Below are 16,083 nucleotides of genomic sequence, written 5' to 3'. Positions count from 1 at the left end.
AAGCTGCGACACGGAACCGCAGCCGAATCGGCATCTCCGGACCCTGCCGACCTGTATCCCCGAAAATAAGTCCGCCACAGGACCACCCGGCGCGACTTTCGGAGGGCGGAAGATCGGAGGCGCTCCGAACGGCCAAGCGGCCGGCCGACCGAGCGCCTTGCGGCGACGTCCGAGCGATCGAGCAGTCAGCGGCCGTGCGGCGGCGTCCGAGCAAACGAGCAGTCAGCGGCTGTGCGGCGGCTGTGCGGCGGCGGCCGGGCGAACGAGCAGTCAGCGGCTGTGTGGCGGCATCCGGCCGACCGAGCGGCTGTGTGGCGGCGTCCGAGCGATCGAGCAGCCAGCGGCCGTGCGGCGGCGGCCGGGCGAACGAGCAGTCAGCGGCTGTGCGGCGGCTGTGCGGCGGCGGCCGGGCGAACGAGCAGTGAGCGGCTGTGCGGCGGCGGCTGTGCGGCTGGGTGTAAGACGTAGGCAAAGTAGAGCCCTGGTTTCGCAGCGTGCCGGACTGCGTGCCGGTAGGCGGGTCGGTCGCCCCGACCCGCCTACCGGGTTGCTCCGCCCTTACGCCTCGGGAGGGGAGGTGGGGGCGTGGGCGGTTGGTGCGGCCTGGACTAGTTCGGTGAGCACGCCGTGGCAGTCCCGCGGGTGCAGGAACGTGACGAGCGAGCCCATCGAGCCGCGTCGCAGGCCCTCCAGGAGAGGGGTGATACCCGCGGTTTCGGCGTCGGCCACGACCGAGGCCACGTCGGCGGAGCCGAAGGCGATGTGGTGGACGCCTTCGCCGCGCTTCTCGATGAACCGGGCGACCACGCTTTCCGGCCGTATCGGCTCCATCAGCTGCAGGTACGAGGACTCGCCGTCGTCGGTGCGGTTGATCCGCAGCATCGCCTCGTGGATGCCCTGCTCCTCGTTGACCTCTTCGTGGCAGACCTCGAAGCCGAAGGTCCGGCGGTAGAAGTCCACGGTTGTCTCGAGGTCGCGGCAGGCGATGCCTATGTGGTCGATCCGGGTGAGCATGAGCGGTTCTCCCTTCGCCGCGCGGACGCGGGCTAGAGCTCCTGCGGCTTGGCCTTCTTCGGCAGGGCGAACATGATCGCGGTGGTCAGCAGGACGAAGCCGATCACGTAGACCAGACCGATCTGGAAGGAATCGGAGAACGTCTTGGCGTCGACGGTCGCCGCCTCGCCTTCCAGAATCTGCTCCACCTTCGTGGCCGTGGCCGCGGGCAGCTCGCTCGGCGGCGCCTGCTTGCAGCTGGCCGGGGTCACGCTGGAGTCGGTCTCGCTGGCCCGATCCTGCGCGCACTGCTTGTAAGCGGCGATGATCGGGGCGTTCAGCGGCTCGGGCACGCCGGCGGCCGTGAGCTGCTGGGTAATCTGCGGAGTGAGCGAGTCGACGGCTTTTCCGGCCTGTGCGCCCATCGGGGACAGGAAGATCACACCGACGATCGCGATGCCGACGGTCATGCCCATCTGCCACGTCATGTTGATCGCCCCGGACGCCGAACCCGCCGACTCGTTGGGCACGTCGGTGAGCGCGAAGTCCATCAGCGGCGCCACGACGAGGCCCACGCCGAGGCCCATGACGAACAGCGCCGGAATCATCTCCCAGGAGTGGATGCCCGTGCTGTACCGGCCTACGGTCCCGATGAACAGCAGCGCGCCGAGACTCAGCAGGACACCCCCGATGATCAGCGTGAACTTGCCCAGCGCGGGCGCCAGGTACTGCACCGACAGGCCCGCCGCGATGGCCAGGCCGAGCGACCACGGGATGCCGGTCAGGCCCGCGTGCAGCGGGGTCCAGCCAAGGCCGTCCTGCATGTAGAGCGTCCACATCAGGAAGAAGCTGCCGGTTGCCAGGTTGAACACCAGGTTCACGTTGAAGCCGCTGGCGAAGCTGCGCGCACTGAACAGGCTGAGCGGCAGCAGCGGGGAGCCGAGGCGCCGGCCGACCGAGCGGCTGTAGTACACGAAGGCCACCAGCACGACCGCGGATCCGCCGATCATTGCGAAGGTCCAGGCCGGCCAACCCAGGTCGCGTCCCTCGGTGAGCGGGTAGACCAGCAGCAGCACGCCGACCGTGACCAGTGCCATGCCGACGAGGTCGAGCCGCAGTGCCTTCTCCGACTTGGACTCGCGGATGTAGAAGAGCGCCGCGATCACGCCGAGGACGCCGACCGGGATGTTCACCAGGAAGATCGGCCGCCATTCCCACCCGAACAGGTTGTACTGCACCAGCAGCCCGCCGATGATCGGGCCGAACACGGTCGCGGAGCCGGCGATGCCGCCGTACATGCCGAAGACCTTGCCGCGCTCCTCCTTCGGGAAGCTGACGTGGATGATCGCCAGGATCTGCGGCACCATCAGCGCGGCCATCGCACCCTGGAAGATGCGCGCGCCGATCAGGAACTCCGGACTGGTGGCCAGGCCGGACAGCGCCGAGGCGACGGTGAACCCGGCCATGCCGATCACGAAGATCAGCTTGCGGCCGTAGATGTCGCCCAGCCGGCCGCCGGTGATCAGGCCGGCCGCGAAGGCCAGCGAGTAGCCCGCGGCGACCCATTGGATCTCCGAGTACCCGGCGTTCAGGTCGTGCTGGATGCTCGGGATCGCGACGTTGACGATGGTGACGTCGAGCAGGTCCATGAAGGCCGCGACCAGCACGACGGTCAGGGCGAGCCACCGCTTGGGGTCCACCGGCCCGGTTTGCTCGGGCGCGGACACGGTCGGCGCGGACGTTTCGTTCGGCGAAGTCATGTCGCCTTTCCTTCACGTTGCCGGGATGCTATGGTCCGTACAAAGAGTCTTAGCCGGAAGTTTTCTTAGTGACTAAGACATTCGGAGAGTAAGAGGAAGAGTGCACGATGTCAAGCACCCCGGAGGCCGCCACAGGCCGGAAGACCGAGTCCGACCTGCCTGACCTGCCCGCCGGGACGCCGCAGGGCAGCCCGGAGTGGCTGGCGAGCATCCCGCGGCTGGCCACGGCCGGCCAGGGGCTCGCGCTCGCCCTACTCTCCCTGCAGACGGCCACCGCCCGCGCGCTCGGCATCCACCCCACCGACGTCGCGATCATCGCCCACCTGCAGCGGATGCCGGGCGAGCCGCGGCGCACCCCCGGCGACCTGGCCCGGCTGACCGGGCTGACCACCGGCGCGATCACCGGGGTGATCGACCGCCTCGAGCGGGACGGATACGTCCGCCGCGAGCGCGACTCGAACGACCGGCGCAAGATCTTCGTCGAGCTGACCGGCAAGGACATCGAGACCTTCAACGGGGTGTTCGGGCCGATGCTGGCCGAGCTCGACCTGCTCTGCTCCAAGTTCAGCCCCGCCGAGCTCGGCGTGATCATCGACTACCTCGAGGGCGTGCGGTCAGTCATGCAGCACGCGGTCGGCGGGATGCAGGACTCCTGAGCTGGCCTCAGAGGCGGCCGGCCAGTTCGGCCACGCGGCGGCCGAGGTGGCGGGCCGTCTCCGCGTCGGCCTTGGCCACGGCGTCCGGGCCGAGGTCGACCGGCGTCTGCCCGGCGGCGCCCAGTGAGAAGCCCAGCCGGTTGAGGTCATGCTCGGAGCCGCCGGAGCTGTTCCAGCCGGGCGGCAGGTCGAGGTTGAGCCAGTGCATCCCGTGCTGGGCGGCCAGGATCGCGAAGTACTGCAGCGTGTGGAGTTTGTCCCCGCTCATCGCGCCGGACATGGTGAATCCGGCAGCGAGTTTGCCCGACCAATCCCGGCGCAGCCAGCGGGCCGAGGTGGCCTCGGCGAAGGCGTGGAACGCGGCGGACGCCGACCCCATGTAGGTCGGAGCACCGAAGACGACGGCGTCGGCCGCGTCCAGCAGCGTCCACTGCTCGTCGGTGATCCCGTCCACCTCGATCACGGAGACCTGCGAGCCCGCCTCGGCGGCGCCGTCGCGCACCGCCTCGGCGAGCACCGCGGTATGTCCGTAGCCTGAGTGGTAGGCGATCACCACGGACGGAGTCTCGGTCACGCGTCGTCCCCTTCCTGGAGTCTGGGCAGGACGAGTTCGAGCTCTGCGCTCAGGTGCGCGAGATCGTTCTCGTGTCCGTGCGCCTGGATGTGCCCGTCCGGACGGATCAGGTAGAAGCCGACGACGCCGCAGCCGAGCAGCCTGCGGGCGTCTTGACGGCTCATCGGCACCGTGCGCACGGCCGGATGTGCGCCGGCGAACGGGCGGATTCGGTCAAGCCACGCCATCGACGCGGCTCCGGCGGCGGCCCCGGCAACAGTCCCGGAAGCGTCCCCGCCAACAGCCCTGGCGGCGGCCCCGGTAACAGCCCCGGAAGCGTCCCCGCGAACAGCCCTGGCGGCGGCCCCGGTAACAGCCCCGGAAGCGTCCCCGCGAACAGCCCTGGCGGCGTCCCCGGCGACAGCCCTTGAAGCGGCCCTGATGGCACCGCCGGCAACAGCCCTGGTGGCGTCCCCGGCAACAGCCCCGGCGACGGCGACTACGGTCCAGCCTGCCGGCTGCTGCGCCGTGCCGTGGATGCCGAGTGCCACGGCGGCCTCGCGCGGGAAGACCATACCGACCTTGAGATGCCCCGGCACGCGGCGGTTGCGCGCGCACGCGGGACGGCCTGCGGGCGACTGCGTTGCCCGAGTCGGCTGGTAGGTGACGCGGCGGCCGGCCATCACTGGGATCACGTACCGCGGCACGAAGCCGGTGCGCTGCATCAGTCGGAAAGCCGCGTCGCGCAGTGCGATGCGCGGCCTGCTGTTCGCCATCCACGCGCGTGTCTGCCGGTCGGTGTCGGCGATGATCCGGTTCGTCGCCTCGACCCGTTCGGCCGTGTAGTCGGCCAGCAGCGAGACGGGGGACTGGCCGTGCAGGACCGCCGCGAGTTTCCAGGCCAGGTTGTACGCATCCTGGATGCCGTTGTTCATGCCCTGGCCGCCGGCCGGGCTGTGCACGTGCGCCGCGTCGCCGACCAGGAACGCGCGGCCGCGCTGGTACTCGGATGCCTGTCGCGCGTGCACGCGGTAGACCGTCCGCCAGACCGGCTCGGTGATCGTCACGCCGCCGGGACCGCGTTCGTCGAGGACCCGCTGCATGAACGCGACATCGATCTCCTCGCGGTCGCGACGAGGAAGCACCGCCAGGATGCGGAAGACCTCGTCGGGCAGGGGAGCGATCATCAGGCTGCCGGTCGGCCGCTGATAGTAGAGCAGCCGGTTGCGCGGCAGCGTGTTCGGGACTTGCTCGGAGACCCGCGCATCGACGAGTGCGAATGCGAGCTCGTATGTGCTGCCCTGGAATCCGGCGCCGATCAGCCCGCGCACGGTGCTCGACGCGCCGTCCGCGCCGATCACGAACGAAGCGGCCTGCCGCTCGACCGTGCCGCCGGAGTGTTCCAGGATCGAGGTGAGCCGATCGGTCGCCTCGATCCGGCCCGCGCCGTCGAGGTCGTCGAAGCCGAGCAGCCGCACTCCGCGCTCGACCTTGCCGCCGAGTCGATGCAGCCGCTCGGTCAGCAGCCGCTCGGTCTCGTACTGCGGCAGGTGGCGAGGCTGGAGCGGTTCCGGGGCGAGGAACACGGCGAGCGGGTCGCCGCCGGAGTGGTATTCGGCGCCGGTGATCGGGATCGAGGCCTGCTGCAGCTCCTCGTCGATGCCGAGGTCGGCGAGGATGTCCAGGGCGCGCGGCCACAGGGCCAGGGCCCGCGGCACGCGCGTCGGCTCCGGCTCCCGGTCGATCACGCGCACGCGCAGGCCGCGGCGCAGCAGTTCGCACGCAGCGAACAGGCCGACCGGCCCCGCCCCGACGACGAGCACGTCGAGGTCGGGGCGGACAGTGTGGGCATCGTGGTCGCCGGAGTCCGCACTGCTCAGGGCAGTGTCGGGAACGTCGAGGTCTGATCGGCCTGAGCCAGTGGGGTGGCTGGCGAAGTTCGCGCCGCTCGGCGTGATGGCGGGCACGTCGAGGTCGGGTCGGCCTGAGCCAACGGGGTGGCCGCCTGAGTCCGCGCTGCCCGGCGCAATCTCGGGCCCGTCCAGGTCGGGCTGGCTGGCGGCAACGGAGTGGCCGGTGGAGTTCGCGCTGCTCGCCCCGACGACGAGCACGTCGAGGTCGGGGTGGGCAGTGTGAGCAGCGTGGCCGCCGGAGTCCGGGCTGCTCGGCGCAATGTCGGGCACGTCGAGGTCTGATTGGCTTGAGCCAGTGGGGTGGCTGGCGAAGTTCGCGCCGCTCGGCGTGATGGCGGGCACGTCGAGGTCGGGTCGGCCTGCGCCAACGGAGCGGTCGCCGGACTTCGCGCTGCTCGGCCCAATGTCGGGCACGTCGAGGTCTGATTGGCTTGAGCCAACAGGGTGGTCACCTGAGTCCGCGCTGCTCACTACTATGTCGGGCGCGTCGAGGTTGGGTCGGCTGGCGCCGAGGGCGTCGCTGGCGGAGGTCGCGGTGATGTCGTCCACGGCCGGTTACTCGGCTCCGCCGACGCCGACCAGCGAACCGGTGGCCTCGTAGCGCTCGCGCAGTCGGCGGGCGAGCTCGATCCGCTGCACCTTCATCGTCGCGGTGCGCGGCAGGTCGTCCAGCGGCATCTGCACCGGGTCGGCGAGCTGCGGGAATTTCGCCACGGCGCGGCGCCAGCGGTCGAGGTCCAGCGGCTCGTTCATCTTGGTGCACACCACCGGCAGCGGCTCCTGGCGCGGGCCGGGGATGACCACCACCTCGATCAGCTCGTGGAGCTGGCCGAGCACGGCGTCCTCGATCTCGAGCGTGCTGTCCACGTTCTCGATGACGTCCACCGCGCGGTCGAGCACGTGCACGCAGCCGCGGCGGGTGCGGAAGCCGACGTCGCCGGTCCGCCACCAGCGGCCGGTCTCCTCGGCCCGGTAGCGCGCCTCCTCGCCGTAGTAGTCCACGGCGCGACCGTCGGCGCTCGCCTCGATGAAGCCGGGCGTCTTCTTGCTCGGGCGGTTTCCGTTGCGCGGCACGATGCGGATGTGCGTCAGGCCGGGCATCGGGTGGCCGAGGCAGCGGCCGTCGGCGCCCGCCGCGTTCCGCGGGCTGTACCACCGGCCGGTCAGCGGACCGCACTCGCTCTGGCCGTAGATCTGGAAGAACCGGGGCTTGTCCCGCTTCGAGCCGGAGAGCAGCTTGTCGATCGTGCCCGGGTGGATCGCGTCGAACGTGCCGCTGTACAGCTTGACGTTCTGTAGAGGACGCAGCGGGTGGTCGGCCAGCGCCTCCCACTCGACGTACGAGTTCGGGTGCGTCTCGACGATGCCAGGGCGGTGCCGCGCGAACAGCTGGGCCACCTGCTCCGGCTCGCCGTCGGCCATCACGATCGTCGGCATGCCCTTGGGCAGCGCGAGCGCCATGGCCATGAACATCCGCGAGTGCACGAACGAGACGTGCAGCGCGTACGGACCCTGATCGCGGATCAGCTTCGCCAGGATCGCCTGCGGGCGCAGCCGTCCGGCGAGCGAGCGGGGCGTGTGCACGACCAGCTTGGGGATGCCGGTCGTGCCGGAGGTGTGGGTCATCAGCGCTGCGCTGTCGATGTCCGGCGCGGTGAACGCGGGGGCCGGCGAGCCGGCGAGTGCGGCGAGGCCGATGGTCTCGGGGTCCTCGGCCGGCCCGTCGCCGGCCGTGAGCACCCCGGCGGTCAGCCCGTGCACGTCCTGGGCGGCGAGTTCCCCGGTCAGCTTGCCGGCGTCGGTGAGCAGGTACGGCCCGCGCAGCCGGCCGAGCAGCGCGGCGACGGTCTCGCCGGCCAGCGCGGGGGAGAGCATCGCGGGCACGGCGCCGATCCGGGCCGCGGCGACGGCGAGCAGGTAGATGTCGAAGTTGTGCCGCTTGTAGATCGCCACGTGGGTGCCGGGCCGGACTCCGGCCGCCCACAGCCGGCCCGCGAAGTCCTCGACGAGCGCGGCCAGCCCGGCGGTGGTCAGCTCGCGCCCGGCCTCGGGGCAGGCGTCCATGTCGTGGTCCAGCCAGAGCGGCGTGTCGGGGTGGTTGCGCGCGCACGCGGACGGCAGCAGGCCGAGGTGCAGCCCGCGCCTGCCGAGGGGGAGATGGAACATCGGTGCCTCCTCGAGGCCCTAGGAGCGGTCGGAGCGGTCGGGGTTCGGCGCGGTCCGGGGGACCGGTAGACGGTCGAGTAGCAGGTCGGCGTCGTGGGCGGTGAGCCGGATGCCGAATACGTCGCGCAGTGTGCGCAGCAGGGTCGCGTCGCCGAGTTCGGCGCGCTCCTCGGAGCCGTCGGCGCGCCGGGTGGTCAGCTCGCGGTCGACGAGCGTGTGGCGCACGTACGGGCGGCTCTGCATCGCGATCAGCCGGCCGACGAAGGTGGAGCGCGGGTGGGTCGCGGTGAAGTGGTTGGAGACCTCGAAGTCGGGCCGGAAGTGCGTCTCGAACCGCCACGCGTAGAGGTCGAACCAGCCGTCGTGGTGCAGCGACTGGAGCACCCACTGCTCGCCGGCCGCGCGCAGCCGCCACACCCAGCCGCCGGTCTCCAGCACCGCGTCCGGCTCGCACGGGATCGGCTCGAGCGGACCCTCGTCGCCGAAGCCGACGTCCACGAGCCAGCGGACCGAGTCGCTTCCGGCGGCCCGCAGGAACGCGTGCGCCCGGAAGCGCACGGCCGTGCCGCCGCGCCGTACCCGGGCGAGGTGCCGCTCGACGCGGAAGCCGAAGCGCTCCAGGACGGCGGCGAACAGGATGTTGTGCTCGAAGCAGTAGCCGCCGCGCCCGCCGCGCACGAGCTTGTCCTGCAGCGACTCCGTGTCGAGCGGGATCTCCCGACCGAGCGCCACGTCCACGTTCTCGAACGCGATCGCGTGCACGTGCGCCCGGTGCAGCGCGCGCAGCGCCTCCGAGGTCGGGGCGATCGGCCCTGAGTAGCCGATCCTGGCGAGGTAGGCGTCGAGGTCGAGCGCGTCGGCGCCCCAGTCGGGTGCCACGTCGACGGCTGGATGTTCTCGCGTTTCCTGAACGGTCATGACCGGGTGCGCTCCCCACGAATCGGCGGCGGATCGGGCCGCTGGCCAAGCTCGCATCGCGTTCCGCCGCCGGTCAACGGGCCCTGCGACACTCCGTCAGGTCCCGGGCGCGCCGCGACCTGACGGACTCGCAGGCACCTGACAGAGTGCGCCGCCGGATCTTGGCCCGCGGCGGCCGCCCTTCGCAGAATCGCAGCGAAGGGAGGGACGAGATGACCGGATCCGTGGACACCGCGCAGGTCGTGGCCGCCCGCGTCGAGCAGGGCGAGCTCATCGGAGCGCGCGAGGGCGACGTGGCGGTCTTCCGCGGCGTGCCCTATGCCAGAGCACTGCGATTCAGCTCGCCGCGGCCGGCCGAGCCGTGGCGGCGGCGGTCGGCGACGGAGTTCTCCCGCGCGTTCGTGCAGTCGGCGGACCCCGACTCTGCCGAGGACGCCCTCTACGCCAACGTCTGGACGCCGGACACCGTGGCGTCGCTGCCGGTGCTCCTCTACATCCACGGCGGCGGCTGGCAGGTCGGCGCGGGCAGCGTGCCCACCTTCGACGGCGCGCACCTCGCGGCCGCCGGCGGCCTGGTCGTGGTGAACTTCAACTACCGGCTGTCCGGATTCGGCTGGGGCCTGCACGAAGACCTCGCCGACCCGGAGACCGGGCTGTGCGCGAACTGGGGCCTTCAGGACCAGGCGGCGGCGATCAGGTGGGTCGCGGAGAACATCGCGGCTTTCGGCGGCGACCCCGGCAACATCACGCTCTGCGGCACGTCCGCGGGCGGCGGCACCGCCTGGCTGCTCGCTCTCCGCGCCGAGGAGATGGGCATCCGAAGGCTGATCTCGATCAGCGCGGCGCACGCGGCACCGCCCGCCACCTCGCTCACGCCCGAGGACTCGCGGCGTGTCTACGAGTCGATCGCGGCCGAGCTCGGGACGAGCGTCGCAGGACTGCGCGATGTTCCGTACGCGGCCTTCCACACAGCCTGGTTGGCAGCCTTCGCCGGGGATCCGGGTTCGCGGCGGGTGCTCAGTGGGCGCGAGTACCGCGGGCCGATCCGCGACGGCGTGACGATGCCGGAGTTCGCGCACGTCGCGCCCACGCCCTCGATTCCGGTGATGAGCATCCACAACAGCACCGAGGGCTCGTTCTTCACCGACCCGCTCTCGCCCTCTTTCCCGCCCGCACCCCCGGTCCCGGTCGGTGAGGCGCAGCTGGTGCGAGCGGTACGAGGCGTGCTCGGCAAGCTGTCGGCGGACGTTCCAGCGGGCCTCGCCGAGAAGTGCGTGCGCGCCTACCGCGCGGCGGCCGAGGACGAGGGCCTGCCCTCGGATCCGCGCACGCTGTGGACCGAGGTGTGGGGCGACGCGCTCTTCCGGAACCGGATCGTCCGGCTCGCCGAACGGCACGCACGGCTCGGCACGACGCCCGGGTACGTCATGCAGTTCGCACACCCGGTCCGCGCCCCGCACTACGGCACGCCGCACGACGCGACTTCGAAGTTCCTCTTCGGCACGTACAGCCACCCGATGAACGTCGCGCAGTTCGGCGACAGACCGGCCGAGCGGCGGGTCTCGACGCTGTTCATGGCGTACGTCGCCTCGTTCGCCCGCGACGGGGTGCCGCGGGCCGTCGGTGCGCCGCAGTGGCCGGAGTTCTCCGCCAGCCGTCCCAGCACTCTGATTCTCGGCGGTCCGGCCGTCGCCCGCGTCGACGGCGTCCCGAAGCTTCGTCAGCTCGATTTCTGGAGGGAAGTCCCATGACCCAGCAGGTCGCGCTCGTCACCGGCGTCGCCGGAGCGGTGGGCACCGAGATCGCCCGCGGCCTCGGCCGGCTCGGCATCGCCATCGCGGCGGTGGACCGGCACGAGACCCGGCTGCGCGAGAAGGCCGAGAAGCTGACGGCCGACGAGGTGACCGTGCGGGCGTTCCCGGCGGACATCGGCCGGCCTGGACCCGTGCAGTCCGTGGTGGCGAAGATCGAGGACGAGCTCGGCGAGATCGACTTCCTGGTCAACGCCTCCTGCGCGCAGCGGCCCGGGGACGTCGCCGAGTACCGCCACGAGGACTGGATGGAGACCTTCGAGGTCGGCGCGACCAGCGTATTCCTGCTCTCCCAGGCGGTGACCGGCCGGATGGTGCGCCGCCGCCGCGGCTCGGTGGTCACGGTGACGGCGGGCGCCGCCGCCCTGCCCCGCGCGGGCATGGCGGCCTGCTGCGCCGCGACCGCCGCGGCCGCGATGTTCACCCGCAGCCTCGGGCTCGAGGTGGCCGGGTACGGCGTGCGCTGCAACGTCGTCGCCCCCGGCTCGCTCGACACCGTGGCGGCCGGCGTGCCCGGCGCCGCGCCGGCCGGCACGCTGCTCGGCCGGCCCGGAAGTTTCCGGCTCGGCATCCCGCTCGGCCGCACCGCGCATCCCACCGACATCGCCGAACTGGTGTGCTTCCTGCTCTCATCCAAGGGTTCGTATATCAACCTCCAGACCATCGGGGTCGACGGCGGCGCCGCCCTCGGCGCGATCGCCTAGCCACGCCCAGCCCAGCCACGCCCAGCCCAGCCACGCCAAGCCCAGCCACGCCCAGCCCAGCCTCAGCTCCCAGCAGAAAGGCGAGCACGATGACCACGCCACAGACCGCGGCGCCCCCGTCAGTCCCGGCGATCCCGCGGGCGGCCGGCACCGGGGCCGCGACCGTGCCCGAGATCCTGCGCCGCCGCGCCGCCACCCACCCGGAGCGCACCGCGTTCGTCTTCCTCACCGACGGCGAGGAGCCCGGCGAGCAGCTGACCTACGCGCAGCTGCACCGGGAGGCCGCCGAGCGCGCCGAGATGCTGTGCGCGGCCGGGCTGCGCGGGCGCAACGCCGTGATGCTCTACCCGGCCGGCCTCGAGTTCGTGAAAGCCCTGATGGGCTGCATGTACGCCGGGGTGACCGGCGCGCCGGTCCAGGTGCCGTCGCGGGAGAGCGGCTACCGGCGGCTGCGCGGCATCGCCGACGACGCCGGGGCGAGCGCGATCCTCACCGACTCCGAGACCCTGGAGCGGCTGCGCGCGAAGTTCGCCGGCTCCCCGCATCTCGAGGGCCTGACGCTGATCGCCACGGACGCTCCGTCGGCCGCCGTGTCCGACGAGGGCGCCGAACCCGGCCCGGACGACCTCGCGCTGCTGCAGTACACCTCGGGCTCCACCGGCGACCCCAAGGGCGTGATGATCACCCACGCCAATTTCATCGCCAACGCCGAGGAGACCGACGCGCTCTGGCCGTGCGGGGACGGCGCGGTGTTCGTGTCCTGGCTCCCGCACTTCCACGACATGGGCATGCTCTTCGGCATCATCGCGCCGCTGTGGGCCGGCGCGCCGTCCTACCTGATGGCCCCGGCCGCCTTCGTGCGCCGCCCGGGCCGCTGGCCGGAGGCGATGTCCAGGTTCCGCGGCACGCACACGGCCGGGCCGAGCTTCGCCTACGAGCTGTGCGTGCGCGAGGCCGCCGAGATCGGCGTGCCGGGCGAGCTGGACCTGAGCGCCTGGCGGGTCGCGGGCAACGGCGCGGAGCCGGTGCGCTGGCGGGTCGTCGAGGACTTCACCGCCGCCTACGCGCCGGTCGGATTCCGCCCCGAGACGATGTGCCCGGGCTACGGCCTGGCCGAGAACACGCTCAAGGCCAGCGGCAGCCCCACCGACCGGAAGCCGCTGGTGCTCTGGGTCGACCCCGACAAGCTGCGCGAGGGCCGCGTCGTGCACCTGTCCGAGGAGGATCCCGCCGCGCTCGCCCTGGTCGGCAGCGGCGTCCCGGTGGAGGGCACGAGGCTGCGGATCGTCGAGCCGGAGAGCCTGCTCCCGGTGCCCGAGGGCGGCATCGGCGAGATCTGGATCAGCGGGCCGTGCGTGGCCGCGGGCTACCTCGGCCGCGAGAAGGAGAGCGACGAGACCTTCCGCGCCCGGACCGGCGACCGGCAGGGGCCCGGCGCGCCGACCTACCTGCGCACCGGCGACCTCGGCTTCGAGTACGACGGCGAGCTCTTCGTCACCGGCCGCATCAAGGATCTGATCATCCGCAAGGGCCGCAACTTCTACCCGCAGGACATCGAGACCGCGGTCGAGTCGGCCGAGAGCAGGCTCGGCGTGAACTGCTCGGCCGCCTTCTCGGTCGACGACGGGACCGCGGAGCTGCTGGTGGTCGTCGTCGAGGCCGGCGTGCGGACCTTCGCCGGGTACGGCGCCGAGGCGCTGCGCGAGCGGATCCGCGCCGCGGTCTACGAGTCGCAGCGGCTGCACGTGGACGACGTCGTCCTCGTCCGGCGCGGCTCGCTGCCGAAGACCTCCAGCGGCAAGGTGCAGCGCCGCCGCTGCCGCCAGCTCTACCTGGAGGGCGCGCTCGCGCCGATCGCGACCGACGGGACGGACTCATGAACGCGATGCTGCGCACCCCGCCGACCTCGGCCGGGTCCCGGATCCTCGGGGTCGGCGCCTACCGGCCCGCGCGGGTCGTGGACAACGACGAGATCTGCCGGTACATCGACTCCTCCGACGACTGGATCCGGCGCCGCAGCGGCATCGAGGCGCGCCGCTTCGCCGGCCCCGGCGAGTCGGTGATCAGCATGGGCGCGGCCGCCGCGGCGAAGGCGCTGGAGCGCGCCGGGCTCGCCGCCGAGCTCGTCGACACGGTGCTCGTCGCGACGGTCTCCGACCTCGAGCAGTGCCCGGCCGCCGCCCCCCGGGTCGCCTCGGCACTCGGTGCGGGCGGGGCCGCCGCGATGGACGTCGGCGCCGCGTGCGCCGGATTCTGCTACGCGCTGGCCCTGGCCGACTCGCTGATCCGCTCGGGCAACGCCCGGCACGTGGTCGTGGTCGGCTCGGAGAAGATGACCGACATCGTGGACCCGGCCGACCGGGGCACGGCGTTCCTGTTCGGCGACGGCGCCGGCGCGGTGCTCCTCGGCCCGGCGCGGCGGCCCGGGGTGGGCCCGGTCGTCTGGGGCTCGGACGGCGACGGCGCCCGGCTGATCCAGCACAACCACACCTGGGCCGAGCTGCGCGACGACCGCGACCTGCCGTTCCCCACCCTGCGCATGGACGGCACCGAGGTCTTCCGCTGGGCGATGCAGATCGCGCCGAAGGCCAGCCGCGAGGCGATGCAGGCGGCCGGGGTCGGCGCCGAGGACATCGCGGCGTTCATCCCGCACCAGGCCAACGGCCGGATCATCGACGCGGTCGTGAAGGCGATGGGCCTGCCGGACACCGTGATCGTGGCGCGCGAGGTGACCGGCTTCGGCAACACGTCCGCCGCCTCCGTGCCGCTCGCCCTCGAGGATCTGGTCAACCGCGGCGACCTGCCGAGCGGAAGCAAGGCCCTGATGGTCGGATTCGGCGCGGGCCTGGTGTACGCGGCACAGGTGGTCGAGCTGCCGTGACCGTGACCGTGACCACCGAACAGCGGGCCGATCTGGAGACCGGGCGGACCGCGCGCCGGGCCGCCGAGCTGCGCCGGCGGCGCGCCGAGCTGGCCGGGCAGCGCTCTGGCGAGGCCGTCGAGAAGCAGCACGCCAAGGGCAAGGCGACCGCGCTGGAGCGGATCGGCATGCTGCTCGACCCCGGCTCCTTCGTCGAACTCGACGCCCTGGTGCGGCACCGCAGCCACAGCTACGGCATCGAGCGCAGCCGGCCGTTCGGCGACGGCGTGATCACCGGCTACGGCACGGTCGACGGCCGCCGGGTGTGCGTGTTCTCGCAGGATTTCACCGTGCTCGGCGGCAGCCTCGGCGAGGCCTTCGGCGAGAAGGTGCTCAAGCTGATGGACTTCGCCACCCGCACCGGCTGCCCGGTGATCGGTATCAACGACTCCGGCGGCGCGCGGATCCACGAGGGCGTGGTCTCGCTCGCCTACTACGCGGAGCTGGTCCGCCGCGAGGTCGACGCCTCCGGGGTCATCCCGCAGATCTCGATCATGGTCGGGCCCTGCGCGGGCGGCGCGGTCTACGCGCCGGCGATGACGGACCTCGTGGTCATGGTGGATCAGATCTCGCACATGTTCGTCACCGGCCCCGACGTGCTGCGCGCGGTCACCGGCCAGACGGTCAGCACCCAGGAGCTCGGCGGCGCGCACAGCCACAGCACCGTCAGCGGCTGCGCGCACCACCTGGCCGCCGACGAGGCCGAAGCCTTCGAGTACGTGCGGCTGTTCCTGGGCCACCTGCCCTCGAACAACATGGCCGACCCGCCCGAGTACGAGTTCGACCGCCGGCCCGAGCCGACCGCGGAGGACCTCGAGCTCGACGACCTGATCCCGGACCGGGCCACGCAGCCCTACGACATGCTGCGCGCCATCCGCGCGGTCGTGGACGACGGCGAGCTGATCGAGGTGCACGGCGGCTTCGCGGGCAACGTGGTCTGCGGCCTCGCCCGGATCGACGGCCGCAGCGTCGGCGTCGTGGCCAACCAGCCGATGCACCTGGCCGGGGTCATGGACTACGACGGCGCGGAGAAGGCGGCGCGCTTCATCCGGATGTGCGACACCTTCCACGTCCCGATCCTGACGTTCGTGGACGTGCCCGGCTTCCTGACCTCCGTGGACCAGGAGCGCGGCGGCATCATCCGGCGCGGCGCGAAGCTGCTGTACGCGTACTGCGAGGCGACCGTGCCGATGGTCACGGTGATCACCCGCAAGGCCTACGGCGGCGGCTACGGCGTCATGGGCTCCAAGCACCTCGGCGTGGACGTCAACCTCGCCTGGCCCACCGCCGAGATCGCCGTGATGGGCGGCGCGGGCGCGGTCAGCGTGCTGCATCGCCGGGAACTGGCGGCGGCGGCCGACCCCGAGGCGGAGCGCGCCCGGCTGGTCGCCGACTACGAGGAGGCCATGTGCACCCCGTACCTGGCGGCCGAGCGCGGCTACGTGGACGAGGTGATCCTGCCGCACGAGACCAGGCTCCGGGTGGCCGCCGCCTTCGCCGCGCTGCGCGACAAGCGCGCGGTCCGACTCCCTAGAAAGCACGGGAACATACCGCTATGAGTATACGAACACTGGATGGCTTCGAGGTGCGCGGCAATCCGACCGACGAGGAGATGCACGCCGCCGTCACCGCGCTGCTCGCCTCCTTCGCCGCCGCCGGGCAGAACGCCGCGTGCCCCCGCCCCGCGCC

13 protein-coding genes are annotated in these 16,083 nt (G+C 72.1%); 7 read left to right on the top strand and 6 right to left on the bottom strand.

Annotated elements, in window-relative coordinates; genetic code table 11:
* Window positions 1-558: 558 nt before the first annotated feature.
* Both mce and KDK95_RS30190 read right to left on the bottom strand, forming a co-directional pair.
* Window positions 559-1,014, bottom strand: a complete 456-nt coding sequence (gene mce, locus KDK95_RS30195) for a methylmalonyl-CoA epimerase (RefSeq protein ID WP_212521734.1) — start codon at window positions 1,012-1,014, stop codon at window positions 559-561.
* 32 nt (window positions 1,015-1,046) lie between these two features.
* Window positions 1,047-2,753 (bottom strand): MFS transporter, encoded by a 1,707-nt coding sequence (locus tag KDK95_RS30190; protein ID WP_212521733.1) that lies wholly within the window; start codon window positions 2,751-2,753, stop codon window positions 1,047-1,049.
* 107 nt (window positions 2,754-2,860) lie between these two features.
* Between KDK95_RS30190 and KDK95_RS30185 the strand changes: the two genes are divergently transcribed.
* Window positions 2,861-3,409, top strand: a complete 549-nt coding sequence (locus KDK95_RS30185) for a MarR family winged helix-turn-helix transcriptional regulator (protein WP_212521732.1) — start codon at window positions 2,861-2,863, stop codon at window positions 3,407-3,409.
* Window positions 3,410-3,416: 7 nt separating this feature from the next.
* Here KDK95_RS30185 and KDK95_RS30180 read toward each other — a convergent pair whose 3' ends face one another.
* From KDK95_RS30180 to KDK95_RS30165, 4 genes are read right to left on the bottom strand one after another with little or no spacing between them, the layout of a single operon-like run.
* Entirely contained in the window at window positions 3,417-3,983 is a 567-nt protein-coding gene (locus KDK95_RS30180; RefSeq protein ID WP_212521731.1) for a flavodoxin family protein, read from the bottom strand.
* Window positions 3,980-6,424: an FAD-dependent oxidoreductase gene (locus KDK95_RS37945; RefSeq protein WP_212521730.1), complete on the bottom strand. Its 2,445-nt coding sequence runs from the start codon at window positions 6,422-6,424 to the stop codon at window positions 3,980-3,982. The genes KDK95_RS30180 and KDK95_RS37945 overlap by 4 nt, the downstream gene beginning before the upstream one ends.
* Before the next feature lie 6 nt (window positions 6,425-6,430).
* Window positions 6,431-8,041: a class I adenylate-forming enzyme family protein gene (locus KDK95_RS30170; protein WP_212521729.1), complete on the bottom strand. Its 1,611-nt coding sequence runs from the start codon at window positions 8,039-8,041 to the stop codon at window positions 6,431-6,433.
* Window positions 8,042-8,059: 18 nt separating this feature from the next.
* Window positions 8,060-8,959, bottom strand: a complete 900-nt coding sequence (locus KDK95_RS30165) for an arylamine N-acetyltransferase family protein (protein ID WP_212521728.1) — start codon at window positions 8,957-8,959, stop codon at window positions 8,060-8,062.
* A 212-nt stretch (window positions 8,960-9,171) separates the two neighbouring features.
* Here KDK95_RS30165 and KDK95_RS30160 point away from each other — a divergent pair, with 212 nt between their 5' ends.
* The 6 genes from KDK95_RS30160 to KDK95_RS38400 form a co-directional block, all read left to right on the top strand.
* Window positions 9,172-10,710, top strand: a complete 1,539-nt coding sequence (locus KDK95_RS30160) for a carboxylesterase family protein (RefSeq protein WP_212521727.1) — start codon at window positions 9,172-9,174, stop codon at window positions 10,708-10,710.
* Complete coding sequence (locus KDK95_RS30155) at window positions 10,707-11,474, top strand: SDR family oxidoreductase (protein ID WP_212521726.1); 768 nt, start codon at window positions 10,707-10,709, stop codon at window positions 11,472-11,474. Before KDK95_RS30160 ends, KDK95_RS30155 begins: the two co-directional genes overlap by 4 nt.
* A gap of 89 nt (window positions 11,475-11,563) precedes the next feature.
* A complete protein-coding gene (locus KDK95_RS30150; protein ID WP_212521725.1) occupies window positions 11,564-13,354 on the top strand; it encodes a fatty acyl-AMP ligase in 1,791 nt (596 codons plus the stop codon).
* Window positions 13,351-14,355 carry a beta-ketoacyl-ACP synthase 3 gene (locus KDK95_RS30145; protein WP_249162130.1) on the top strand — a complete coding sequence of 335 codons (1,005 nt, stop codon included), beginning with the start codon at window positions 13,351-13,353 and terminating at the stop codon, window positions 14,353-14,355. The genes KDK95_RS30150 and KDK95_RS30145 overlap by 4 nt, the downstream gene beginning before the upstream one ends.
* Window positions 14,356-14,357: 2 nt before the next feature.
* Complete coding sequence (locus tag KDK95_RS30140; RefSeq protein WP_372463407.1) at window positions 14,358-15,953, top strand: acyl-CoA carboxylase subunit beta; 1,596 nt, start codon at window positions 14,358-14,360, stop codon at window positions 15,951-15,953.
* Window positions 15,950-16,083: acyl-CoA carboxylase subunit epsilon (locus KDK95_RS38400; RefSeq protein WP_212521735.1), on the top strand; the 134-nt coding region annotated here is incomplete at its 3' end. The genes KDK95_RS30140 and KDK95_RS38400, both read left to right, overlap by 4 nt.

Source organism: Actinospica acidithermotolerans (genome assembly GCF_018139625.1).
Taxonomy (GTDB): Bacteria; Actinomycetota; Actinomycetes; order Streptomycetales; family Catenulisporaceae; genus Actinospica; species Actinospica acidithermotolerans.
Note: the sequence above shows the minus strand (reverse complement) of the source record. Positions and strands in the feature narration are given on the sequence as shown.